Origin of the sequence: Acidiphilium multivorum AIU301 (assembly GCF_000202835.1) — a bacterium.
Classification (GTDB): domain Bacteria; phylum Pseudomonadota; class Alphaproteobacteria; order Acetobacterales; family Acetobacteraceae; genus Acidiphilium; species Acidiphilium multivorum.
In genome coordinates this window covers 217,016-238,769 of record NC_015178.1, presented here as the reverse complement: position 1 = coordinate 238,769, position 21,754 = coordinate 217,016, and the positions used below count along the sequence as shown (strand labels likewise).

Below are 21,754 nucleotides of genomic sequence, written 5' to 3'. Positions count from 1 at the left end.
CTGATATGTTCTACGAGATACGTACCTACAGACTCAGGCCCGGCACAGTTCAAGCATATCTTCATCTCGTCGAGGACGAAGGTATTGCAATTCAGAAATCATATCTCGGAGCATTGGTTGGTTATTTCTACACCGAAATCGGCTCATTGAACGAGATTATCCACATTTGGGCCTACGAGAGTCTGGATGAGCGGGAAAGGCGGCGGGCTGCGTTGGCCGCCGATCCAGGCTGGCAGGCGTTTATGCCGAAAATCCAGGAATTGATCGACACTATGGAGAGCAGGATTGCCAGGGCGGCTCCTTTCTCACCTCTGGCTCCGTAGTCCGGCACAACCATCCAATTAAAAACAAGATGATAGGGAGATCTGAAATGTCGAGCTCACCAAGTTCTATCAAAGCAGACGCTACATGGCATGTTGAGGTACACGGGATTGATCCGATACCTCAAAATATCCGTCACGGTAATGCCTTTGAGTTGTTCAAGCTCTGGGTGGGTGCAAATACGAATTACGTCGTAGTGGTGACGGGCGGATTTATCTTGTCGTTCGGGTTGTCGCTTACGTCTGCCATAACCGCGATCCTCGTAGGGAACGCTCTAGGTTGTATCATTGTCGGTATGGCATCCATCATGGGACCGCGAACTGGTACGGCGGGGATTGTGACATCCAGAACGTCCTTTGGACAACTAGGCTCATTTTTTCCGAAGATTCTGAGCGTTATCACTGCGCTGAGCTGGTTCTCGATCAACGCTATTCTGGCAACTGAAGCTATCAATAAATTATTTGCGATGGCAGGCGTTACAGGCGTGATCGTCCCATGGATCGGTTTGGCGATCATACTGGTTCTGGAAGTCGTGATTGCGATATATGGGCATGCGACCATCATATTCATGGAATCATATATCGCGATCCTCCTTGCCGTAATCTTTGCGGTCTTGGCCTATTTCGTAATTCTTGGGATGCCCGTGGGACATATTGTGGCACAACAGCAAACTGTGTTTTCAATGGTTCACTGGCTTAGCGCGATGAGCCTCGCGTTTTCATTTCCGGTCGGTTGGTCGAACTACGCATCGGATTATAGTCGGTATTTTCCTGAAACGTTGAGCTGGAAGAAGGTCGCGCTGGCGGCTGGGCTCGGCCAGTTCGTAGCCGTCGTTCTGTGTGAGATCCTGGGCGTCCTCGTTGCAATCCTAGTTGGTGGCGGATTGTCGGCAAATCCCGTCGCTCAGTTGGCGAATATTCTGCCGGTATGGTTTGTTGCTTGCCTATCCGGTTGTTACCCACACCCACTAAATGTAGGGTGTGTCCATTCCCCGGAATAAAGCTCGTCAAAGGTTGGTGCGGCTGCCCTACCCGCGATTCCGAGCAGCGAGCGGAACGCGTTGAAGGGATAGAGGCGCCGGTTGAACCGAAACGTGAATTCATTGAGGTAGGCTTGTAGATGTTTGGCGCTGACCCCGTGATGGATGCCGTTGATCCAGGTCTTCAGGTTGGTAAAGACCAAGTGGACGATCGGCAGGAATTCTTCTGCCACCTCCGGGTCGCCGCATTCGGCGATTGCATGGTGGTCGAACCCGCGCCTTCCGAGACCGGCATAGCCGCTCCAGTCGTCGGTAACGATCAGCGATCCGGGAGCAACGGCGTTTTCGACGAATCCGCAGAGCGAATTGGCGCTACGGTCGGGGACAACAGCGAGACGAACGCGTCCCGCGTAGCGACCGTCTTTCCGATTGTCGAGCTTGGTTCCCGGTTTCCGGTGGCGCACCTCCACGGCACAGGCGACGAGAACCTTGTGATGGACACCCCGTCCATCGCCTCGGGTTCGTCCTCCAACCCACGTTTCATCCACTTCGACGTGTTCTTGCGGCGTGTCGCCAATCTTGTCGCGCTCGGGGCGCACCATCCCGGCGCGCAGCTTATGAAGGATGCCGAAGGCGGTCTCGTAGCGCGACAGGCCGAGTTGCCGCTGAAATTGGACGGCCGACATTCCGGGCGTCTGGCTGGCGATCAAGTAAGCCGCCCAGAACCAAGTCGACAGCGGCGTGTGACTGCGTTCCATAACGGTCCCAGCCATCAGGCTTACGTCTTTGCGACAGGCCCGGCAGCGCAGAACGCCCGGGCGCGCCTCGAAACGGAACGGCTCGCCAACGACGCCGCACCTTGGGCAGGCGAACCCTCCATTCCAGCGGGCGCTTTCGAGATAGGCGGCACAGGCCGCGTCGTTCGGGAAAATACGCTGGAATTCCGGCAGAGACTGCGGGAACGGCAGGTCTTCACGGGCCAGGACATCCATGCCCAACACTAGATCTAGTAGGTATGGGAGTCAACCGGATAGGCAAGGTTTGTTGTTCCGCTTCTGCTCGGGATCATTGTTGGCGGCATCGCAGCCAACGTGCCGAATGGCTATACGGCAGGTCTCGGACTTCTAGCGTTACGAATGCCGATCAAGCGGGTGCCGTCGCTCCTGGTGATTGCTCTGTTCACGCTGGCAATTCGCGTAGCTGTAATGCTGCTTGGTGATTTCGTCGGGGCTTACGAGAATTTTCTCGCTTACATGTCGTATTGGATAGCGCCCTGGGCGGCTATCGTGGTCGTAGATTATTTTCTGCGGCGTGGACATTACGACAGCGACGGGATGATGCAATGGAAAGAAAGCGCCTACTGGTACCGGAATGGGATTTTTTGGCCTGGCATAGTGTCATTTATCGCGGGAATTTGTGCCTGCATTCTCTTTTCGAATTCTTCAACACTTGCAAGTCCACTAATGACAGGGATACTTCATCTCGGCGACTGCAGCTTCGAAGCCGGTATTGTGGTCGCAGGACTTTGCTACTACGTGCTTGCAGGAACATACGTTTCAAAGAGCGAGAGTAGGACCACGAGGGGTGAAATTGATATGCCGGATATTCGGCCCGACCTTACGGCAGCCTTTTGCTCATCAGTTAAAGATGATCACGATTGAATTGATTAAACGTTCGTGATCACCCGAAAGTGCGCGCAAACGATGAAGTTGTCTGTTAGGGCGGATTTTCGTTCAAACAGTCAACTGTGCCTGGGAGTTCCGCCGAACGGCGCGCAAGCCGCTCCGAGCTTCTTACTATGAACTGAAATTGTGGATGCCTCCGAGGATCATGGCGCAGTTTGTCATGATCGATCAGGTCCTCGTAGCCGAGCGCGATGCCGACCACCCTGCTGGAGCAGGAGCGTCCGCACGTCGTGCTCGATGTGATCGGGCAGAGCGCCGATCGGTGAAGCAGGTTGCGAAGCGCTCGGTCAGCCGGAGCGCCCAATCGGTCGCACCGAGCAGAGGCGCTCCGGCATCCGACCCGACTTGAACAGCGGTATGAAAATAATTCAATGAAAATAGCAAGATACGAGGTGCGCGTGGTTTCTTAGCACTGCGCCCGGGCGACTTTCGGGAGGATTCGGATTGACCAGCCCCTGAACTTTCATCCGGCTGTGATTGGAGCCTCGACCGATTTTGTTACGCCGTTTGGCGCGGGGTGAGCAACCGGCGGAGGCGCGGAGCCATTGCGGAGCGCAGCGCTGGAGCCGGTTGCGGTGAGGACCTCGGCGTAGGCCGCCGGGGTCTGGTAGCCGAGCGAGGAGTGCGGCCTCGCGGTATTGAAATCCTTCACCCAGTCAGCGATGGCTCCGCGGGCATGATCGAGGTCGAAGAACAGGCTTTCGTTCAGAAACTCGTCCCGCATGCGGCCGTTGAAGGATTCGACATAGCCATTCTGCATCGGCTTGGCGGGCGCGATGTAATGCCAGTCCACCCGGTAATCCTTTGACCAGGCCAGGATGGCGTTCGAGGTGAACTCGGTGCCGTGGTCGGAAACGATGATGTCGGGCTTGCCGCGGCGCCTGATCAATCCGGTCAGTTCCCGCGCGACCCGGCGGCCGGAGATCGAGGTGGCCCGAAGTAACGAAACGCCCTGCGCTGTAGCATAAGCGGACAAAGTGGGAACGTTGATTGGTTGGGATCGAGGTTTTCTGCGGGTTTGAGCGGAGAGCGCGGTTCTGAGGCCGGAATCGCGCGCTGACGGAAAACACCTGTTTTCCGTCGGTGGTCCGAGACCCGCCGAAAAATCCCGGATTTCGTGCCGAATCATGTACGGAAAACATAGTCGGAATGGCATGTGTCTCATCCGCGCCCATTGGTCCGATCTCCTGAGGATCGCCACCTCGATCCGCACCGGCACGGTGTCCGCGTCGGTGATCCTGCGACAACTCGCCGCCTACCCACGACAGAACGCCGTTGCCGCGGCACTGCGCGAACTCGGCCGTCTCGAGCGGACGCTGTTCACCCTCGACTGGCTGGAAGATCCGGGCCTGCGCCGTGAAAGCAGTCATGAACTCAACAAGGGCGAGGCCCGCAACAGCCTGGCCCGCGCCGTCTTCATTCACCGGCTCGGCGAAATCCGCGACCGGACCTTCGAGAACCAGACACATCGAGCCTCTGGCCTGAACCTCCTGGTCACCGCCATCATCCTCTGGAACACACGCTATCTCGCGCAAGCCATACAGGCCCTACGCCAGGTCGAGGATGTGCCCGGAACCCTCCTCAGACATCTCTCGCCGATCGGCTGGGAGCATGTGAACCTGACCGGCGACTACATCTGGAGCGCCAATCAGAAATCGACGGAAAACCATGCCGGATTGCGGCCGCTCCGGCCAATCCCCGACACGACCACCCACGCAGCCTGATGTTCCCACTTTGTCCGCTTATGCTACAGCGCGGGGCGATCCGTTACTTCGGGCCAACACGCAAAAGCCGTTCTCGACATTGTGGAACGTCACCCGCTCAACCAGGCCAGCGAGGACCTCGCGATCCGGTACTTGGGCAGGGGTAGTGTCTGCGGGGCGGCTCGCCATTAGCGTATGGCACTTCGGCGGTGGCGCGGCGTCAAGTACGCAGCCCTCGTCACCTCCAGGGCCTCGGACCCCGCCGATGTTTTAGACGCCTGGCGATGCCGCTACTGATCGAACGTCGCATTCGGATGGAAAGCGCGCTGGCGGAGATCACGATATAAGTCGCGACGACACGAGGCCGCCGGGTGGTTGGCATCGCGCTCGGCGCGCCACACCTAAGATCGACGTCGGTATCGTTGCTCGACGTCACAGAGCCCATAAGGTCTCGTGATTGGTGATCGGCCGTTCGAAGCGCACGCCGGCCGCCACGAAGGGCGGCCCCAGGTCCAGCATCACCTGTAGCGTGTCCATCTGCTTCGCGTCGTCCAATGTTTCCCAGACGCTGACATTGTGCATGGCGCAATTCTCGCGATCGATGCCGGCATAGAAAGCGAGGTTCCCCTTCAGCGCCCGGATCGCCGGCGCCAGAGTGGCCTGCGCCTCGTCCAACATTTGCCGGATCGTGTCGTATTGGCTGGCGTCAAACCGGGCGAGCGAGATACGGACAACCGACATTTCGAGATCCTCCCGGTGTTGTCTTCAGACCTGGCTGCGGCCGTCAGTCTCGATCGGGTGAGCTGCGAGGAACTCCAAGAGCGGGCGGGCCGTCGCCTCGTTACGCTCAAGCGGAGCAAAGTGGGCAGCGCCCTCGATCACGCCGCCGGTAACATCGGTCGCGACCTGCTGAAATGTCTCCAGCGTCCGGCGCTCGAAGCAGTGCTCGCCCCCCAAGGCCAGGACCGGAATGGTGAGTTTGTTCGCGTAGTGCGGCGTCAGGTCGGCGATGTCTTTAGGTGTCGCCCGATAAAGGCCGAAGCCGGAGGTCAGGGCGCCCCGCTGGGCGAAGACACGCTCGACCTCAGCGCGGTCTTCAACGCTGACCTCGCTGTCCGGTTCGACGAAGAGATCCCAGAGTGCGCGCACGTACTCGCGCTCGCGCCCGGCGGTCAGCATCTCCGGCACGTCAGGCGCCATGTGGAAGGGGAACAGCCAGAACTTGCCCTCGTCGCCGCGGGGCGCGACGGCGATACCCGGCAGCAGGGCCTCGATCGCGCTGAGGGTGGCGACGCGATCGCGATGTTCGGCGGCCAGCGCATAAGCGACCTGACCGCCGAAATCATGACCCACGACATGCACGCGGCCGACACTGAGCGCGTCAAGTAGCGCGAGCAGATCGGCAGCGAGGGTTACCTTGTTATAGCCTGCGCCAGTCCCCTCGCTTTCCCCGAACCCACGCAGGTCCGGCGCGATCACCCGGTAGCGATCGGCCAGGCGGGGCATGACGCGGCTCCATATCGCCCACGTTTCCAGCATGCCAGGCACAAGGAGAACTGGCTCGCCCTGGCCGCCCTCCACGACGCTGAGCTTCAGCCCGTTCGCCACGACTTCGCGTCGCGCAAATCGATCCCAGAAGGTTGGGCTGGGATAGTCAGCCGGCGGCGCCTCCACTGGGCCGATTCGGAATGCCTCGGTGAAGACGCCGGGCTCCGCCGTCCCGAACGCCTCCAAACTCCGGCGGCTCGCTTGCGCATCGTCGCTGTGACTCACCGCAGCATCGAATGCCTCGCGGCTTGCCCAACGGCCTTCGACGAGGACACGTCCGTCCTGGCTTTCGAGCACCGTCATGGACAGGAAGCCCGGCTTGGCAGCCAGTTTGGGCGCCTCCTCACGCATCGCTTCGATCAGTCGTGCCTGGTTCTCGGGAGTCTCGGTGCGCCAGACGTTGTAGAACAGCATGTCGGTCATGGCTTGGCCGGCTCCTGTTGCCGGGCAAGGAAGGCGTGCATGCGCTGCGATTGCTCGGGCCCGAAGAGGGTTGCGAAGCGGTCTTCCTCGAACCTGTTGATGTCGGCCGGACTACGATTCCAACCGAAGATCGCCGCGGCCTTGATCGCCGCCACGGAGGCCGCCCGGGTCGGCGACAGCCGCCTTGCAAAGGCCTTGGCTGCGTCGAGCGCGCCGCCACGCTCCGCTGTTTCCAGCACAAGGCCGTAGGCCTTGGCAGTTTCAGCGTCGATGACAGCCGCGGTGAACATCATCTCCAGCGCACGAGCGTAGCCGACGCGCCGTGCGAGCCGCCAACTCCCGCCAAAGGCAGGCATGACCCCGCCCAAGGCCTCGATCTGCCCAAAGCTCGCTCCGCGTCCTGCAAAGGCAATGTCGCAGGCCAGCACAACTTCGCAGCCGCCACCCAGCGCTGGTCCTTCCACCACCGCCACGGCTGGGAACGGCAGGGCCTCCAGCGCCGCCGCAAGCGCATGCCCGGAGGCGCTGAAGTTGCGCGCGGACTGCGCCGACATGTCGGCGAGTTCGGCCACGTTCACCAGGAAGGCCTGCGGATGTTCACCGGCGATGACGAGCGCGCGCAAGTCTTCTCGCCCCTTCAGAATGTCCAAGGCTTCCGTCAAAGCATGCTTGCCCGCGACGTCCAGGCACGTTGCGCGATTGAGCTTCAGGATCGCCACATTGTCTTCGATCGCGATGGGGAAGTGTGCAGCACTCACGACAAAAATCTCCAGCGCCTGTGGCGCCAATATGAATGATCTCCTCGGCCGGTAAGTCGCTGGCGAACACCACGTTCAGAGCATGCTCTGACGTCGGAGATGCGCGGGGGGCGAGAGGACCGTGAGGAGGCGGCCCCTACCGTGCCGCAACGCTCGCGGAATCCCGCTTGCGGATCAATGAGCCCGAGCGCAATGATCGATGTCAAACCCGACTTCAACAGTGGAACCCGGAACGATACGATAACGGCACGATAGAGGATTGGGAGATAACGGTTTTTTCGGAGCCGTTTGAAGATCTTTTAAAAACGTAGTGCCACGTATCGCGCGATTGTGTGTTGATCTTGCTTGCATCGGCTCCGTAGCGTGGTGTCCGGAGTCGGGGTCATGTTCTTCCGCATCAAACCATCAGGTGGCCGTCGCTACCTGCAGATCGTCGAGAACAAGCGGGTCGATGGCAAGGTCCGCCAGGTTGTGCGGCTGACCATCGGCCGGATGGACGAACTCGAAGCAAGCGGCCAGCTCGCGAGGCTCCTGGCCTCCGGCGCCCGCCATTGCGAGCAGATGATGCTGCTCTCCGCCATGGAGAATGAGGCGACCACGCTGAGCATGCGCCGGTTCGGCGCGCCATTGCTGTTCGGCCGACTGTGGCAGGAGAGCGGGATCGCTGCTGTGTTCGAGGAGCTGCTGGCCGGGCGGCAGTTCGAGTTCCCGGTCGAGCGCGCGGTGTTCGCCACCGTGCTCCACCGGATTATGGTCTCGGGCTCGGATCGCGCCTGCGACAAATGGCTCGACGATTACGACATTCCCAGCACCGAGGAGCTCGGCCTGCATCACCTCTACCGCGCCATGGCCTGGCTTGGCGAGGAGTTGCCGGAGGCAGAGCAGGCGGATGCCACGCCCTTTGCGCCACGGACGGTGAAGGATCTGGTGGAAGAGCGGCTCTTCGCTCGGCGGCATGATCTGTTCACCGATCTCTCGGTCGTATTCATGGACACCACCTCGCTGTATTTCGAAGGTGCCGGCGGCGAGACGCTGGGCGCGTGGGGCCACTCCAAGGATTACCGCCCACAGCTCGCGCAGATGATCCTGGGCGTGGTGATCGATCAGGACGGAAGGCCTATCTGCACCGAGATGTGGCCGGGCAACACCGCCGATGTCTCGGTGCTGGTGCCGGTGATCGACCGCCTGCGGTCGCGCTTCGGCATCACCCGGGTCTGCGTTGTCGCCGATCGCGGCATGATCAGCGCCGCGACGATCGCCGCGCTGGAGGAGCGCGGGCTGGAATACGTCCTCGGCGCAAGGGAACGCACCGACCGCATCGTCCGCGAGGTGGTGCTGGCCGATGAGCGCCCCTACATCCCGCTCTGCCTCGAGCGCGCAAGTGGCGACGAGACACAGCTCTTCATCAAGGAGGTCAAGGTCGCGGGCAAGCGCTATATCGTCTGCCGCAACGAGGCGGTGGCCATCGAAGAGGCCGAGACCAGGCGCCAGGTGGTCGCCGCCCTCGATCGTCAGCTGAAGCGAGGCGACAAGGCGCTGATCGGCAACTCCGCCTATCGCCGCTTCCTGCGCCCGGTCAGTGACGCAAAGCCCGGCCGCAAGAGCAAGCTGTTCGAGATCGACGCCGGCAAGCTCGCCGAGGAAGCCCGCTTCGACGGCGTCTTCGTGCTGCGCTCCAATGCCAGGATCTCGCCGCTGCAGGCGGTGCTCCGCTACCGGGACCTGCAGAATGTCGAACGGCTGTTCCGTGTGGCGAAGGCGACGATGCGCACCCGGCCAATCTACCATTCCTCCGACGCCGCCATCCGCGGCCATGTGTTCTGTTCTTTTCTCGCGCTGATCCTGCACCAGGCGCTCGACGAAAAACTCCGCCGGGCCGGCAAGCGCGTCGAATGGGCCGATCTCCTTCGTGATCTCGACAGACTGCAGCACGGCGAAATCAGTCAGAACGGCAAGCGCTGGCAGCTGCGCACCGAAGCCGGCGTTGCGGCGGCCACAGCCTTCAAAGCCGCCCGCATCGCCCTGCCGCCCCGTCTGCAGACCCCCCAGCAAGCCGTAACCTGATCCGGCTGCGCATTCCGCCCTGTAGTGCCACAGCTCCGGCGCACGCCAGATTTCACACGCCTTTTCAATTGCTTAGGAAAACCCGCTGTTTAACTGGGGTCAAAATTGAATTGATCTGGACGTCATGCCATGGATCTCACCGCCATCGAAGTCTTCCTTAAGCTGGCCACGGAGTTGCATTTCGGGCGGACCGCCGAGCGCCTGGGCTTGCCTCAGCCGAGAGTCAGCCGGATCGTCCGAGGGCTGGAGAATGAGGTCGGTGGCGCGCTTTTCGAGCGGACCAGCCGGCGCGTCAGGCTCACACCGTTGGGCACCCTCCTGCGCGATTCCCTCAGCCAGCCTTATGCGGACCTCAAAACCGCCTTCAATGAGGCTCGAGACAAGGCACGAGGCGTCGACGGCGTTCTGCGCGTTGGCGCGCTCGCCACGACCACGGGGCCTGTGCTGACCCGGCTGATGGAGGCGTTCGCGCGCCGCGTTCCGAACTGCAGGCTGATGTTGTCGGAAGTCGAGTCGTTCGACCCATACCGCGCTTTGCGGGCCGGCGAGGTCGACGTGCTGGTCACTTGGCTTGCCATCGACGAACCGGATCTGGTCGCGGGACCTGTGCTCGACCTTCTTCCGAGAGTGGTCATCGTTGCAGCGCGCCATCCGTTGGCGAAAAGATCATCTGTGTCGATCGAGGACATTGCGGACTATGGGGTGCCTTGGGCCGAAGCGCCTTTTCCCGCTGCGCTGATGGACGTCCTCAATCCGCAGGTCACGCCCTCCGGGAAATCGATTCAGCGGATCCTCCCCGTCAAATCGATGATCGAAATCGCCCAGGCGGTCGCTTCGGGCACAGTCGTCCACATCACCCTCGACAGCCTCGCACTCTTCCAACGGCCCGACATCGTATCAATCCCGCTTCGCGACATGCCACTGCTGCCGCTCGGCCTTGTCTGGCGTCAGGCCGACGAAAACCAGCGCATCCGCGCCTTGGCGAAGGCGGCCGCAATTGTCGGAAGCAGGAATTAGGGAATGACCCTGAGCGCGGCAAGAGACATCGCCAGCCCGACAAAGTCGATCAGATAGAGGGCTCGGGAAAGAAGTGCCTAGCTTTTATCAGCTAGAAGATCATTACAGAGTCCGGTCTGGCCGTACGACATGGGACCGTGTATCTCTACTCATAGCCTGCCGATATATGTTTTTGGATAGTGCTTTCGATGAAGATTTTTGGAAATCTCTTCTTAGGGGGAGTGATCATCCTACAGAAGCGAAATCAATCATCCGAAAATTTTCTGCTGACGATATCCATCTAAACTGACTTGTACATCCGTTCGGGCACCGCGCTATCGAGGACGGAGTACCGCAAACTCGGCCAACTTCCCGGCTAGAGATACAATCGTCACATCAGCTCCGCTGACCTTTCTTCCATTCCCCGTGCCGACACCGATACGGTGGAAGTAGACCAATAGCGCGACAGGGGAGGGTTATCCGGTTTCCAAAAGTCTTGCATTTCTGAATGCCGTGAATTACATTGTCATTCACAACATTCCCAAAGGGAGAGACCATCATGGCTGCCAACCAGCTAGTGCAAACTCGCATCGATGGCGCGATCAAAGAGGAGGCGGCTACGGTGTTGGCCGCCATGGGTTTGACCGTCTCCGATGCGGTCAGGCTGCTGCTCACGAAGGTGGCGCAGGACAAGGCACTGCCTTTCGAGCCGCTGATCCCGAACGCGACGACGATTCAGGCGATGAAGGACGCACGAGCCGGCCGCGTCACGAAGGCGGCCGATCTCGATACGCTGTTCCATGATCTCAATGCGGACGCCTGACTATACCGGCCAGTTCAAGCGCGACTACAAACGCGAGAAGAAGGGTCGGCATCGCGCCACGCTCGACGCGGACCTGCACGCCGTCCTGTCCGCGTTGCTGGCCGATCTGCCGCTGGAACCACGCCATCGCGATCACGCGCTGAGCGGCGATTGGAAAGACCATCGGGATTGCCACGTGAGGCCCGACCTGGTGCTGATCTACCAGCTTCCCGACGCTGGCACGCTTCGCCTTGTGCGCCTTGGCTCCCATTCTGAACTCGACCTGTGATTGGAACAGCTGATGAGCACGCTTGATGATCGCCGCTGCCGTCCGATGGCCGCCGCCTTCGAAATCGCAAAGCAGATGAACGCCACCAGGCGATTTGATCCGCCTCCGGCCGAGGAAGCCGGCGCTTGGATATGGGGGGTTTATCACGGCGCTGCATGAGCTGGGGCATAATGCCGCGATCCGGATTATGCCGCATGGCCTCCGCTGGAGGCCGGATAGCCCGGCATTGGCCATGCGGCTGTTCGGCATAATCAGAGCCCTTCCAGGAACGCGAGGAGTTGATCGTCGGGCCGGAACCGGCCCGACGGCGTGGCTGGAGCGGCGACGCGAGCGAGCGCCTTTTCCTTCATCCGCATGTCGGCATGGATGTAGATTTGGGTGGTCTCGACGTTCTCGTGACCAAGCCAGAGCGCGATCACCGCAGGATCAACGCCGTGGTGGAGCAGGTCCATCGCCGTGCTGTGGCGCAGCGTATGTGGCGTGACCTGTTTCGTGCCGATGCTCGGGCACGCGCGCGACGCCGTGAGGCAGTGCTTGCGGACCAGATGCTCAAGAGCGTCACGGCTCAGCCGTTCGCCCCGGATCGACGGGAACAGCGGCTTGCCCTCATCTTTGTCGTTGCCGATCCACGTCGCCAGCAGCTTGGCTGTCTCGCGGCGAAGCGGGGTGGCGCGCTCCTTCCGGCCCTTGCCCATGCAACGGATGTGCGCGCCGGTCCCCAGCACGACATCGCCCCGCGTGAGGCCGACCAGTTCGGAAGCCCGCAGGCCTGTCTGGACCGCAAGCAGGAGCAGAGCGTGATCGCGCCGCCCCGCCCATGTTGTACGATCCGGAGCCGCCAACAGCGCCGCCATTTCCTCGGCATCGAGGAACGTGACCGCACGCTTCACATAGCGCTTATTGGGCATGGCGAGGATGCGCTGGCAGTGCAGCAGCCAAGTCGGATCGGTCATCGCGACGAAGCGGAAGAACGATCGGATCGCGGCGAGCCGGGTATTACGGCTGCGAGCGCTATTACCCCGCGCGGTCTCGGTGTGGGCGAGGAAGTCCGCGACCAGATCGGCGTCGATGTCTTCGACCGTCAGGTTGACCGGCGGCTTTTTGCGGCGGGCGCTCGCATATCTGAGCAGCAGCCGGAACGTATCGCGATAGCCGGCGACCGTATGTCGGCTCGCCTCCAGTTGCGTGCAAAGCCGGTCGGTGAAGAAGCGCTGGATCAGCGCGGGCAAGGTGACGGCGTTCATTGTGCCATCTCCCCGCCGCTCGCGGTGGCACGGGCTATCGCCAGATCGAGCAGTTCCGGGACCGCCTCCAGATACCAGTATGTTCGGGAAGGGCTGCTATGACCCAGATAGGTCGTCAGCCGGATCATCTCGCGCGCCGGATCCTTGCCGGTCCGGTACCAGTCGATCATCGTGCGCACGGCGAAGGTGTGGCGCAGATCGTGGATGCGTGGCCCTCGGCCATGCCGATGGTACTGCTGCTCGGATCGCAAGCCGATCTGCTGGCACGCCTGCGCGAAGTTGTAGCGGGCCGTGCAGTCGGTGAGCCGGGTCGCCTTGTCGGTTACGAACAGCGGCACCGCCGGATGACCGATCAGCCGATCGCGTTCGATGCGATAGTTGAGCAGTCGCTCGACGGTGCTGGGGTCGAGCGGCAGCAACCGCTCCTTGCCGTTCTTGCCCTGTCGGACGCGCAGCACACCATTATCGGCGTCGAGGTCGTTCCCATCGAGCGCGAGCGCCTCGCTGATGCGCAAGCCCGTGACCGCGATGAGCGCGAACAGTGTCGAGCAAGTCAGCCCGCGCAACCCGCAGATCGACGGCAGCGCCTTTGCGGCCGCGATAATCGAAGCGACCTCGGCATTGCTGTAGATATGCGGACGCGAGCGCATGACAGTGTCCGGCAACAGGCCCCGTGGTGGGGGTTCATGCGCCGGATCGAAGCTGCTCAGCCACTGCGCGAAGAGGCGCACGGCGGTAAGCCGCGCCGCTCGCGTCATGCCGTTGGCCTCGCCGAGCGTAGCGTGCCAACGCAGGAACAGCGCCGTGTCGATATGCGTCACACGCTCGCTGTCGGCGAACCGCGTGAAGCGGCGAAGGATGCGCTCGCTGGTGCTCAGGTCGTAGCCGAGGCGGCGCCGCACAGCCAGATAGCGGTCGAGTTGGAAGGTGAGGCTCATTGCGCGCCTCCCGCCACGGGCCAAGGCATTGCCACTGACCGCAGCCCATCGATGTCGAGACGGGCATATATCATCGTTGATGTGCGTGAGCGGTGCCGCAGCACATCGCCCACCTCGTCGAGCGATGCACCCGAGTTCACTAACTGGGTGGCAAGGCTATGACGCAGCAGGTGCGATCCCACATAGGGCGTTACCGGCTTCTGGCCAGTCGCCTTCAGCGCATCCTTGAGAACGGCGTTGACGATCTGGCTGTCCTTGAACGGACGGTACGGCGCGCGATGGGTGACGAACATCGTGCGACAGGACGCGGGTCCGCGTTCCTCGCGCAGATAGCGGCAGAGGGCCTCGCCAACCTCCGCGCTGATCGGCACGCGATCGTGGAGCTTCCCCTTGCCACGCACCAAGAGTTCGCCCGCGCGCCAGTCGATGTCGTCCAGCTGGATCGCGATGACCTCGGCAGCGCGCAAGCCGAGCCGGGCCATGATGAGCAGCATCGCATAGTCCCGAGCGCCGTGCCGGGGGCTGTCGCGCACGCAGGCGAGCACCGCCTCGACGCCCTCGGGCGACAGATGGCGCGGCAGTCGTGCGCCCCAGCGCTTCGCCGCCCTAGGCACGCTCAGCGCCAGATTGGTCGCTGTCGCGCCGCTGCCGAACAGATATTGCAGGAAGATACGAACATGCGTTGCCACCGTTTTGTCGCGACGCGCGCCTGCCAACACATGCTCGATGAAGCTGATCACGTCGGCAGGCCGCAACCGCCCCGGATCAACTATCGCATCACCAAAGCGATGATCGAGGAACCGGTTGGCGAACCGCAGCGTGTGATAGATCGTCCGCGGACTCAGGCCGCGATGCTTGACCAGATAGGTCTCGAAGTTCGCCAGCAGGGTCGCGCGCGCCTGCTGCGCCTCGGTCAACGGCACCGGCTGCGTGACGCCGATATCGAGCAGATGCTGCGCGAACCGGCGGGCCAACCTATACGGCCATACCGAGCCCGTCTTCTTGCGCGGCACCTTGCGTCCCAGATGCTCGGCCATGTCGAGCGTCAACGCCGAAGGACTGATGCCCTCGACATCCATCGCGTGCCCCACCTTCCGCAGGATCGATTGGTAGGTCTTGACCGTGCCGGCGGTGTAATTCTCCGCCGCAAAGCTCTCGGCGAACGAGTCCAGATACGGCTCGATGCAGGTCTGCAAATATTGAGGCATGATCGTCGTGCTCCATGTTGTTGGAGCGATGAAGATTATGCCGAATGGGATTGGTGCGATCATACCGCCAACCGCGCCCTGCCGAGCAGATGCGGCATAATCCGGATCTCGGCATTATGCCCCTTATGCCGATGTCGGCATAAGGGGCACGCCACAGGGCACCCCTCGCGGCTGAACCGGCCGGATCTTGGCACGCCGTTCGGATCGGAAGCCTACGCGCGGGAGGAGCTAAGGGCGGAGATCGCCTCGCTGATGATCGCGGACAAGCTGGGGATCGGCCATGATCCGGGCCAGCATGCGGCCTATGTCGGGAGCTGCTATGCCCAGCAATGGACCCTGAAAAAGCCGGATGGTGCCGCGCAGAGCGTCTATAACCCGCTTATGCAGAACGAGACCCATCGCGACGTGATCCGCCGGGTGGCACAAGTGCCCGTCAGGCCGCTTGTGATCCTTGCCGGCCATGTGCGGCTTGCTGGCGGGCCAGTGCCGGGGATGGTGCCGCTCACCAGTGCCGTCATGGAGATGACGAGGGCAGGGGCCGCCTCTGGCCGCGCTCTGGCGGCCTTGGAGACCCTGGCGCGGTTCCGGGGGCAAGCCCGGCAGGCTGCGCTCTCGGATGCGCACAGACGGCGCATGAGGCGGCAGAAGCCAACCCGCACGCGCCAGCTTTGGAGCCTGGCCCTAGGAGCGGCCCTCGTGTTCCTTGTGCTGGCGGCCGAACAATCGATCTTCGGATGATTGGATAGGCCCGCAGCGTCGCAAACCAGCACAGTCAGGGGGCGATTTGCGGGACGGATTGCAAAGAGAATTCCCAGATTATGCCTGCATTTTCTTGTAACAATGCAGATTTCTCGCTATGTTGTGAAACGTTGGAAAGGAGCGAGGCGCTGATGGATCAGGTTGTTGCAAAGCCTTTGATCTCCGATGCTGAGGTTGAGCGGCGCCGCAGGGCGGTTGAGCGGGCGCGGGCGGCGAACATTCGGCAGGGGTATGTTCATGACCCCGTGCTGGAAGCGATCAATGACCGCTTTGTTCGTGGGGAACTTGACCTTGCTGGTTTTCGCCAGGCGATCGGGGAGATCGTCGGCACCGGGCGCTAAGGCGTCCGGTGTGAGGTGCCGGGATGGCGGATGATACGCCCCCTCACGGATATACCTACCCGAACACGTCTGACGACCCTGACCAACAAGACGTTCTCCGCAATCGGTTCGGCTATCGAACACACTCACAGCTTCGCATTGATGAATACCGCATCACCAGCGAGCGTCTGGTTGAAATCGAACTTGGCATGGCCCAGCGGGCCGCTTTGACGCTGACCACCTGAAAGACATCCATCGCTTTCTGTTTTCGGCGGTTTACGAGTGGGCCGGACATACGCGCGATGAACGGCCAATCGTGGATGGCTTACCAGTGGAGCCAGTCGGCGGGCTGCAGAAGGGCGGAACGAGCTTCCTGCACGGTTCACGGATCGGTATGGGGCTTGAGGAAGCGTTGCGGCCTATCTGTGAGCCTGACAGCCTAAAAGGCTCAACATACGCGGAATTTGCTGGTGCCGCGCGACAATCAGCGTGAGAATCCGCGACAATCAGGGTGAGAATCCGGGGCTGGGGGCTGTGAGGGCGTAGCCTGAGCAGGCCCCAGCCCCGGAGCGGGTTGTTTTGTCCTGTCTGGCTGACCGTGACCGGCTGGTAGGGGTTGGCTCCACCGATGGAGCCGCAGCCTTGCCTGGTCGCCCGATCACCGTTCAGCAGAAGAGATTGTTCATGAGATTTCGGACCGAGGGGGACACCCCGCAGCAAGCTGCCGCCAAGGCGGGGTTCAGCACAGCCACTGCCTATCGTCTCGAAGCCGGGGCGGATCACCCATCATTACCAGTGGCCCCCCGCGGTCGCCGGCGGCCTGACCCGCTTATCGCGGTCTGGGACAGCGAGATTGTACCGATGCTCGCGGCGGCGCCGGGGTTGCGCGCCGTGGCAATCCTGGAGGAGCTGGGGCGACGGCATCCAGAGATCGGCGTGGGTGTGCGGCGTACCCTTGAACGCAGGATCAAGCTCTGGCGCGGCCTGCACGGCCCAGCTCAAGATGTTATCTTCCGCCAGGCGCATCCGCCCGGCGAACTCGGCCTCTCGGATTTCACCGATCTGACACCGCTGGGCGTGATCATCGCCGGCCACCCCCTCGATCATCGCCTGTATCATTTCCGGCTCGCCCATTCCGGCTTCGAGCACGGCCATGTCATCCTGGGTGGGGAGAGCTATCCCGCACTGGCCGAGGGGCTGCAGAACGCGCTCTTCGCCCTGGGGGGCGCGCCGCTGAAGCACCGCACCGACAGCCTGTCCGCCGCCTTCCGCAATCTCGACCGGGCCACGATCGACGATCTGACGACCCGCTATGCAGCACTCTGCGCCCATTTCGGCATGGAACCGACGCGCAACAATACCGGTATCGCCCATGAGAATGGCGTGATCGAGAGCGCCCATGGCCATGCCAAGAAGGCAATCGAGGATGCGCTGCTGCTGCGCGGTAGTCCCGCCTTCACGGATCTTCCAGCCTATCGCCGGTTCATCGACGAGATTTTCGCCCGCCACAATGCCCGCCGCGGCAAGCTCATCGCGATCGAGCGCAATGCCCTGCAGGCGCTGCCGGAGGCCCGAGCCGTCGATTACGAGGAGACCCTGGTGCAGGTCACTTCCTCCAGCGGTTTCGTCTTGCGGAAAGTCTTCTACTCGGTGCCCGCCCGCCTGATCGGCCAACGCCTGCGCATTCGGCTCTATGACGATCGCCTCGAATGTTTCCTTGGCGGCAGTCCTGTCCTCAACCTGGTGCGCGGCCGGGCCGATCATGCCACCGGCAAGCATGGTCACGTCATCGACTACCGCCATGTGATCCATGCCCTGCGCCGCAAACCCATGGCGCTGCGCAACCTCGTCTATCGCGATAAGCTCTTTCCCCGCCCCGCCTATGCCCGCGCCTGGCAGGCCCTGACCGCGCGTCGTGCCGACAAGACCGCCTGCAAGATCACCGTCGAATTGCTCGCCCTCGCGCATGAGGCGGGGTGCGAGGCCGAACTCGCCGCAGTCCTCGATGCTGAACTCGATGCCGGTCGGCTCCCAAATCTCGACACCTTGCGCGAGCGCTTCCGTCCCACCAGTGCCGCAGTTCCAAAAATCACGATCCAGTCGGTGCCGCTCAATCTCTATAGCCAACTCGGTACGATCAGTCGTGGAGATGCAGCATGAGCAAAACTCCTGCCGCCGATGCCGCACGTCTCGCCTTTCTCCTCAACGAACTTCGCCTGCCCAGCATCAAGCAGCTCTGGCCCGATCTTGCCGCCCAGGCCGACAAGGAAGCCTGGCCTGCCGCACGCTTCCTGGCAGCGCTCGCCGAACACGAACTGGCCGACCGCGAACGGCGCCGCATCGAACGCCATCTCCTCGAAGCTCATCTGCCGATCGGCAAAACACTCGACAATTTCGACTTCAACGCCGTGCCGGTCATCAGCAAGGCCCACATCACCGCTCTCGCCTCCGGCAATGCCTGGATCGAACACGGCGCCAATTGTCTCGTGTTCGGGCCGCCCGGCGTCGGAAAATCGCATCTCGCTTCAGGTCTCGGCCGCGCCCTCATCGAAGCCGGCTTCCGCGTGCTGTTCGCCAGAACCACAGACCTCGTCCAGCGCCTGCAGGTCGCCAGGCAAGACCTCGCCCTCGAAGCCGCCATCACCAAACTCGACCGCTATCATCTGCTCATCCTCGATGATATCTCCTACGTCACCAAGGATCAGGCCGAGACCTCCGTGCTCTTCGAGCTGATCAGCCGGCGCTACGAGCATCGCTCCATCATGATCACCGCCAATCAGGCTTTCGGAGAATGGAACAAGATCTTTCCCGACCAGGCCATGACCTTGGCCGCTGTCGACCGCCTCGTTCACCACGCCACCATCATCGAAATGAATGTCGAAAGCTACCGGCGCCGCACCGCTATCGCCCGCAAACGAGCCGCAGGAAGGCCGCCAGCCAGGCAAACCCCAAATTCAGAAACCTGATCGACGCCGCCTGATCGCCGCTCAGCGACAATCAACAAAAACCCACTTGCCATCCAACTCAAAACACATATCCTCGCCCCCGTCGCCGTCAGCTTTTCTCATGCTGATTGTCGCTCCTTCTCACCCAGATTGTCGCGCTACATGCTGGGGTGGCCGGCGGTAGTGTCCGGGGTCGTGGTGGACTTTTGGGCCCTGTAACGGTGTAGTTTGAGGTGGCCATCGGATCAGTCGGCTATGGTGGAGTTGCGAGACTTCAACCTGAAGCCTGGAGAACCCGATGACCGAAGATAGATTACCACTGGCTGAGCTACTGGCCAAAGCCGGGGACGGCGATTTTCTGCGCAGCGTCGCGGAGGCGGTGGTTCAACTGCTGATGGAGACGGATGTGGATGGGCTGATCGGCGCCAGCCGCTACGAGCGCAGCGGCGAGCGCGCGACCTATCGCAACGGCTACCGGGAACGCGCATTGGACACGCGGCTTGGCAGCTTGCAGCTTCGGATCCCGAAGCTGCGGCAGGGGAGCTACTTCCCGCCGTTCCTGGAAGCTCGCCGGACCTGGAGAAGGCGCTGGCCGCGGTCATCCAGGAAGCCTGGATTGGCGGCGTCTCGACCCGGCGGGTAGACGAGCTGGTGCAGGCCATGGGGCTGACGGGGATCAGCAAGAGCACGGTCTCGAAACTGTGCAAGGACATCGATGAGAGGGTGAACGCCTTCCTCGACCGGCCACTCGCCGGCGAGTGGCCGTATCTGTGGTTGGATGCGACCTATCTCAAGCAGCGCGAAGGTGGGCGGATCGTCTCAGTTGCAGCGATAATCGCAGTGGCGGTGAACACCGACGGTCGGCGCGAGATCGTCGGCCTGCACATCGGCCCGTCCGAGGCGGAGACCTTCTGGTCGACCTTTCTCAAGAGCTTGGTCCGCCGTGGGTTGCGTGAGGTGAAACTGGTGATCTCCGATGCTCATGAAGGGTTGAAGGCGGCGATCCGCCGGGTGATGGGGGCATCCTGGCAAAGATGCCGCGTTCACTGGATGCGCAACGCCTTGTCCTATGTGCCGAAGGGGCAGCAGAGCATGGTGTCTGCAGCGTTGCGTCAGGCGTTTATCCAGCCGGATCGCGTCAGTGCCAGCCAGACCCTGCGCCATGTGGCCGACCAGCTCCGGGGCAAATGGCCAAAACTTGGCGCGTTCATCGACGACAGTGAAACCGACGTGCTGGCGCACATGGACTTTCCCGCCCAGCACCGAACCAAAATTCACTCGACGAATCCGCTCGAACGCCTGAACAAGGAGGTCAAGCGCCGCGCCGATGTCGTCGGCATCTTTCCCAATGAAGGTTCGATCATCCGCCTGATCGGGGCCGTGCTGCTCGAGGCCAACGACGAATGGCAAACACAGAACCGCTATATGCAGATCGAGGGAATGGTCGAACTCATGGCACCCGCCATCGATGCCGATACACCACGAATTTCCACCGTCGCCGCGTGACCATTGGCCGCTTCAGCTACACCAGAATTTCCACCACATTGACGGACGCTATCTGTTACTGGCCTCGCTGCAAGCTTGCAGAACCTGTCTTTTAACTTGACGCCGACAATCGGCGACAACGTTGCAGGCTTCTCCCATACCAGCGCCGGATTTATGATATGGCTTAAGGCACGGTCACTCGTGTGGCGTGTTGGCCTGTATCAGGGTGACCCGGTCCAGACATTTGATCAGCCATTCGATCGGGGTGCCATCGGGTTCCTCGAGGTAGATCGGACGTGGCGTAATGCGGCCCGGGAAATTACGGTCAAAGCAGGTGTATGGCACTACTGGCAGCATCGGAGGCTTCGTTCGACACTCGGCCCGTCCGTTGGTGGCGTCTACGGTATTGCTGAGTGGAGAAATATTCCGATCAAACGTTACCGTCTCGGATTTTTCGCACAAGTCGCTGGAAATCCAGAATCGCAAGGTCCTATCTCCAGTTACCTCGGTTTTGGAGGAAAACTTTCCGGCTTCTGGGCTCAGCACCGCCGTGATGCGCTAACCTTTGGAATTGCAAGAGCCTGGTTCAGCACTGCTCGTACCATGGCCGAAACAACGGAAGAGGTTGCCTTTGTGGCCCATTTGCCAGATCGAATGATCATCGAGCCCGACTTGCAATGGATCATTCATGCCAATGGAGGGCCGAGGAATGCTCTGGTTGCGACACTCGGCGCTGGGGTGGCTTTTTAGATTGTGCAACGCAAAAATTGACCATCGGGGTCGATTTGTTCGGTGCGGGTTTAAGTGATCCCATACGCCGTAAGGCGCGCAACGGGATTATCTGGGGAGGGCGACGGCCTTCTGGCCAAGCTAGGCGACTTGAGGCCAAAAGGAGTTGGCCAGTCTTCCGGAAATTGTTGATGTCGTGCCAGGGCGTACGATTGTCAGTCATCGGGAAGCTCCAGCACGACATGTGAAAGATCTAGTAGGCTGGAGAACAACGGGATCCGTAGAGCGGCGGAACTGCCAAGCATTTCCTGAGGATTCCGCTCCGGGATCGGCCAGTCATTCCGATGGAATTTAATCGGATATCGATCCATTCGTCGAAGCAGAGCGCAAACCTGTGATACGCCCATTCTGCACAAGCGATAATTGACCCCGGGAAGCGGTACCCTTTGAGCGGCGGGGCTTCGATGTCGATCATCAAGACCCGGGGTAGGTGCCACACCAAGACTCGGCAACCTGACGGAGCCCGGCGCACTTCTCACTTTTTCCAGTATCGTCGCC

General features: G+C 61.4%; 21 protein-coding genes and 4 pseudogenes. 16 read left to right on the top strand and 9 right to left on the bottom strand.

What is annotated here, in order from left to right; translation table 11 throughout:
- Nucleotides 1-5 precede the first annotated feature (5 nt).
- Together ACMV_RS18230 and ACMV_RS20285 are read left to right on the top strand one after the other, a co-directional pair.
- The gene (locus tag ACMV_RS18230) at nucleotides 6-323 is read left to right on the top strand and encodes an NIPSNAP family protein (protein WP_013635051.1); all 318 of its coding nucleotides are present in this window, start codon (nucleotides 6-8) and stop codon (nucleotides 321-323) included.
- A 47-nt stretch (nucleotides 324-370) separates the two neighbouring features.
- A complete protein-coding gene (locus ACMV_RS20285) occupies nucleotides 371-1,321 on the top strand; it encodes a purine-cytosine permease family protein (protein WP_172637355.1) in 951 nt (316 codons plus the stop codon).
- On the opposite strand, the gene ACMV_RS18225 is transcribed toward ACMV_RS20285, so the two are convergent.
- A complete protein-coding gene (locus tag ACMV_RS18225) occupies nucleotides 1,276-2,292 on the bottom strand; it encodes an IS1595-like element ISAcr1 family transposase (protein WP_007421341.1) in 1,017 nt (338 codons plus the stop codon). The genes ACMV_RS20285 and ACMV_RS18225 overlap by 46 nt on opposite strands.
- 99 nt (nucleotides 2,293-2,391) lie before the next feature.
- Here ACMV_RS18225 and ACMV_RS20280 point away from each other — a divergent pair, with 99 nt between their 5' ends.
- Nucleotides 2,392-2,961 (top strand): cytosine permease, encoded by a 570-nt coding sequence (locus ACMV_RS20280; RefSeq protein ID WP_013635049.1) that lies wholly within the window; start codon nucleotides 2,392-2,394, stop codon nucleotides 2,959-2,961.
- 163 nt (nucleotides 2,962-3,124) lie between these two features.
- On the opposite strand, the pseudogene ACMV_RS22120 reads toward ACMV_RS20280, so the two are convergent.
- A pseudogene (locus ACMV_RS22120) lies at nucleotides 3,125-3,330 on the bottom strand (transposase); the annotation flags it as partial.
- Between the two features lie 118 nt (nucleotides 3,331-3,448).
- Nucleotides 3,449-3,919, bottom strand: a pseudogene (locus tag ACMV_RS18220) (integrase core domain-containing protein); the annotation flags it as partial.
- Nucleotides 3,920-4,148: 229 nt separating this feature from the next.
- Between ACMV_RS18220 and ACMV_RS18215 the strand changes: the two are divergent.
- Nucleotides 4,149-4,709, top strand: a pseudogene (locus ACMV_RS18215) (Tn3 family transposase); the annotation flags it as partial.
- Nucleotides 4,710-5,120: 411 nt separating this feature from the next.
- On the opposite strand, the gene ACMV_RS18210 reads toward ACMV_RS18215, so the two are convergent.
- From ACMV_RS18210 to ACMV_RS18200, 3 genes are read right to left on the bottom strand one after another with little or no spacing between them, the layout of a single operon-like run.
- Nucleotides 5,121-5,429: a hypothetical protein gene (locus ACMV_RS18210; protein WP_013635046.1), complete on the bottom strand. Its 309-nt coding sequence runs from the start codon at nucleotides 5,427-5,429 to the stop codon at nucleotides 5,121-5,123.
- A gap of 24 nt (nucleotides 5,430-5,453) precedes the next feature.
- Nucleotides 5,454-6,659 carry an alpha/beta fold hydrolase gene (locus ACMV_RS19415; protein ID WP_013635045.1) on the bottom strand — a complete coding sequence of 402 codons (1,206 nt, stop codon included), beginning with the start codon at nucleotides 6,657-6,659 and terminating at the stop codon, nucleotides 5,454-5,456.
- Nucleotides 6,656-7,447, bottom strand: coding sequence for an enoyl-CoA hydratase/isomerase family protein (locus ACMV_RS18200; RefSeq protein ID WP_048858261.1), 792 nt, complete (start codon nucleotides 7,445-7,447; stop codon nucleotides 6,656-6,658). The genes ACMV_RS19415 and ACMV_RS18200 overlap by 4 nt, the downstream gene beginning before the upstream one ends.
- 354 nt (nucleotides 7,448-7,801) lie before the next feature.
- On the opposite strand from ACMV_RS18200, the gene ACMV_RS18195 reads away from it, so the two are divergent.
- From ACMV_RS18195 to ACMV_RS21010, 5 genes are all read left to right on the top strand, one after another.
- Complete coding sequence (locus tag ACMV_RS18195; protein ID WP_013635043.1) at nucleotides 7,802-9,481, top strand: IS1634 family transposase; 1,680 nt, start codon at nucleotides 7,802-7,804, stop codon at nucleotides 9,479-9,481.
- 129 nt (nucleotides 9,482-9,610) lie between these two features.
- The gene (locus ACMV_RS18190) at nucleotides 9,611-10,498 is read left to right on the top strand and encodes a LysR family transcriptional regulator (protein WP_013635042.1); all 888 of its coding nucleotides are present in this window, start codon (nucleotides 9,611-9,613) and stop codon (nucleotides 10,496-10,498) included.
- A gap of 538 nt (nucleotides 10,499-11,036) precedes the next feature.
- The gene (locus ACMV_RS18185) at nucleotides 11,037-11,300 is read left to right on the top strand and encodes a type II toxin-antitoxin system RelB/DinJ family antitoxin (protein ID WP_013635041.1); all 264 of its coding nucleotides are present in this window, start codon (nucleotides 11,037-11,039) and stop codon (nucleotides 11,298-11,300) included.
- Nucleotides 11,287-11,568: a type II toxin-antitoxin system YafQ family toxin gene (locus tag ACMV_RS18180; RefSeq protein ID WP_013635040.1), complete on the top strand. Its 282-nt coding sequence runs from the start codon at nucleotides 11,287-11,289 to the stop codon at nucleotides 11,566-11,568. Before ACMV_RS18185 ends, ACMV_RS18180 begins: the two co-directional genes overlap by 14 nt.
- Nucleotides 11,569-11,580: 12 nt before the next feature.
- Complete coding sequence (locus ACMV_RS21010) at nucleotides 11,581-11,727, top strand: hypothetical protein (protein ID WP_154653557.1); 147 nt, start codon at nucleotides 11,581-11,583, stop codon at nucleotides 11,725-11,727.
- 92 nt (nucleotides 11,728-11,819) lie between these two features.
- Here the strand turns inward: ACMV_RS21010 and ACMV_RS18175 are convergent, their stop codons facing one another.
- The 3 genes from ACMV_RS18175 to ACMV_RS18165 are packed head-to-tail and all read right to left on the bottom strand — an operon-like array spanning nucleotide 11,820 to nucleotide 14,958.
- Nucleotides 11,820-12,812 carry a tyrosine-type recombinase/integrase gene (locus tag ACMV_RS18175; protein WP_011930443.1) on the bottom strand — a complete coding sequence of 331 codons (993 nt, stop codon included), beginning with the start codon at nucleotides 12,810-12,812 and terminating at the stop codon, nucleotides 11,820-11,822.
- The gene (locus ACMV_RS18170) at nucleotides 12,809-13,750 is read right to left on the bottom strand and encodes a tyrosine-type recombinase/integrase (RefSeq protein WP_011930444.1); all 942 of its coding nucleotides are present in this window, start codon (nucleotides 13,748-13,750) and stop codon (nucleotides 12,809-12,811) included. The genes ACMV_RS18175 and ACMV_RS18170 overlap by 4 nt, the downstream gene beginning before the upstream one ends.
- Nucleotides 13,747-14,958: a tyrosine-type recombinase/integrase gene (locus tag ACMV_RS18165; protein ID WP_011930445.1), complete on the bottom strand. Its 1,212-nt coding sequence runs from the start codon at nucleotides 14,956-14,958 to the stop codon at nucleotides 13,747-13,749. The genes ACMV_RS18170 and ACMV_RS18165 overlap by 4 nt, the downstream gene beginning before the upstream one ends.
- Here ACMV_RS18165 and ACMV_RS21650 point away from each other — a divergent pair.
- The 7 genes and pseudogenes from ACMV_RS21650 (at nucleotide 14,857) to ACMV_RS20265 (ending at nucleotide 21,217) form a co-directional block, all read left to right on the top strand.
- The gene (locus ACMV_RS21650; protein ID WP_231844539.1) at nucleotides 14,857-15,696 is read left to right on the top strand and encodes a zincin-like metallopeptidase domain-containing protein; all 840 of its coding nucleotides are present in this window, start codon (nucleotides 14,857-14,859) and stop codon (nucleotides 15,694-15,696) included. The genes ACMV_RS18165 and ACMV_RS21650 overlap by 102 nt on opposite strands.
- 152 nt (nucleotides 15,697-15,848) lie before the next feature.
- Complete coding sequence (locus tag ACMV_RS18150; RefSeq protein ID WP_013635038.1) at nucleotides 15,849-16,058, top strand: antitoxin VbhA family protein; 210 nt, start codon at nucleotides 15,849-15,851, stop codon at nucleotides 16,056-16,058.
- Nucleotides 16,059-16,081: 23 nt separating this feature from the next.
- Nucleotides 16,082-16,282 carry a hypothetical protein gene (locus ACMV_RS22050; RefSeq protein ID WP_013635037.1) on the top strand — a complete coding sequence of 67 codons (201 nt, stop codon included), beginning with the start codon at nucleotides 16,082-16,084 and terminating at the stop codon, nucleotides 16,280-16,282.
- Nucleotides 16,283-16,679: 397 nt separating this feature from the next.
- Complete coding sequence (istA, locus tag ACMV_RS18145; RefSeq protein ID WP_013635036.1) at nucleotides 16,680-18,197, top strand: IS21 family transposase; 1,518 nt, start codon at nucleotides 16,680-16,682, stop codon at nucleotides 18,195-18,197.
- Nucleotides 18,194-19,003, top strand: coding sequence for an IS21-like element helper ATPase IstB (istB, locus tag ACMV_RS18140; protein WP_013635035.1), 810 nt, complete (start codon nucleotides 18,194-18,196; stop codon nucleotides 19,001-19,003). The genes istA and istB overlap by 4 nt, the downstream gene beginning before the upstream one ends.
- A 277-nt stretch (nucleotides 19,004-19,280) precedes the next feature.
- Nucleotides 19,281-20,488, top strand: a pseudogene (locus ACMV_RS18135) (IS256 family transposase).
- 75 nt (nucleotides 20,489-20,563) lie between these two features.
- A complete protein-coding gene (locus ACMV_RS20265; RefSeq protein ID WP_013635032.1) occupies nucleotides 20,564-21,217 on the top strand; it encodes a carbohydrate porin in 654 nt (217 codons plus the stop codon).
- The last annotated feature ends 537 nt before the right edge of the window (nucleotides 21,218-21,754 follow it).

Bases quoted from the DNA above. Each gene is read 5' to 3' on its own strand.
- ACMV_RS18230 (WP_013635051.1), top strand. From the start codon at position 6: ATGTTCTACGAGATACGTACCTACAGACTCAGGCCCGGCACAGTTCAA.
- ACMV_RS20285 (WP_172637355.1), top strand. From the start codon at position 371: ATGTCGAGCTCACCAAGTTCTATCAAAGCAGACGCTACATGGCATGTT.
- ACMV_RS18225 (WP_007421341.1), bottom strand. From the start codon at position 2,292: ATGGATGTCCTGGCCCGTGAAGACCTGCCGTTCCCGCAGTCTCTGCCG.
- ACMV_RS18210 (WP_013635046.1), bottom strand. From the start codon at position 5,429: ATGTCGGTTGTCCGTATCTCGCTCGCCCGGTTTGACGCCAGCCAATAC.
- ACMV_RS19415 (WP_013635045.1), bottom strand. From the start codon at position 6,659: ATGACCGACATGCTGTTCTACAACGTCTGGCGCACCGAGACTCCCGAG.
- ACMV_RS18195 (WP_013635043.1), top strand. From the start codon at position 7,802: ATGTTCTTCCGCATCAAACCATCAGGTGGCCGTCGCTACCTGCAGATC.
- ACMV_RS18190 (WP_013635042.1), top strand. From the start codon at position 9,611: ATGGATCTCACCGCCATCGAAGTCTTCCTTAAGCTGGCCACGGAGTTG.
- ACMV_RS18185 (WP_013635041.1), top strand. From the start codon at position 11,037: ATGGCTGCCAACCAGCTAGTGCAAACTCGCATCGATGGCGCGATCAAA.
- ACMV_RS18180 (WP_013635040.1), top strand. From the start codon at position 11,287: ATGCGGACGCCTGACTATACCGGCCAGTTCAAGCGCGACTACAAACGC.
- ACMV_RS21010 (WP_154653557.1), top strand. From the start codon at position 11,581: ATGAGCACGCTTGATGATCGCCGCTGCCGTCCGATGGCCGCCGCCTTC.
- ACMV_RS18175 (WP_011930443.1), bottom strand. From the start codon at position 12,812: ATGAACGCCGTCACCTTGCCCGCGCTGATCCAGCGCTTCTTCACCGAC.
- ACMV_RS18170 (WP_011930444.1), bottom strand. From the start codon at position 13,750: ATGAGCCTCACCTTCCAACTCGACCGCTATCTGGCTGTGCGGCGCCGC.
- ACMV_RS18165 (WP_011930445.1), bottom strand. From the start codon at position 14,958: ATGCCTCAATATTTGCAGACCTGCATCGAGCCGTATCTGGACTCGTTC.
- ACMV_RS18150 (WP_013635038.1), top strand. From the start codon at position 15,849: ATGGATCAGGTTGTTGCAAAGCCTTTGATCTCCGATGCTGAGGTTGAG.
- ACMV_RS22050 (WP_013635037.1), top strand. From the start codon at position 16,082: ATGGCGGATGATACGCCCCCTCACGGATATACCTACCCGAACACGTCT.
- istB (WP_013635035.1), top strand. From the start codon at position 18,194: ATGAGCAAAACTCCTGCCGCCGATGCCGCACGTCTCGCCTTTCTCCTC.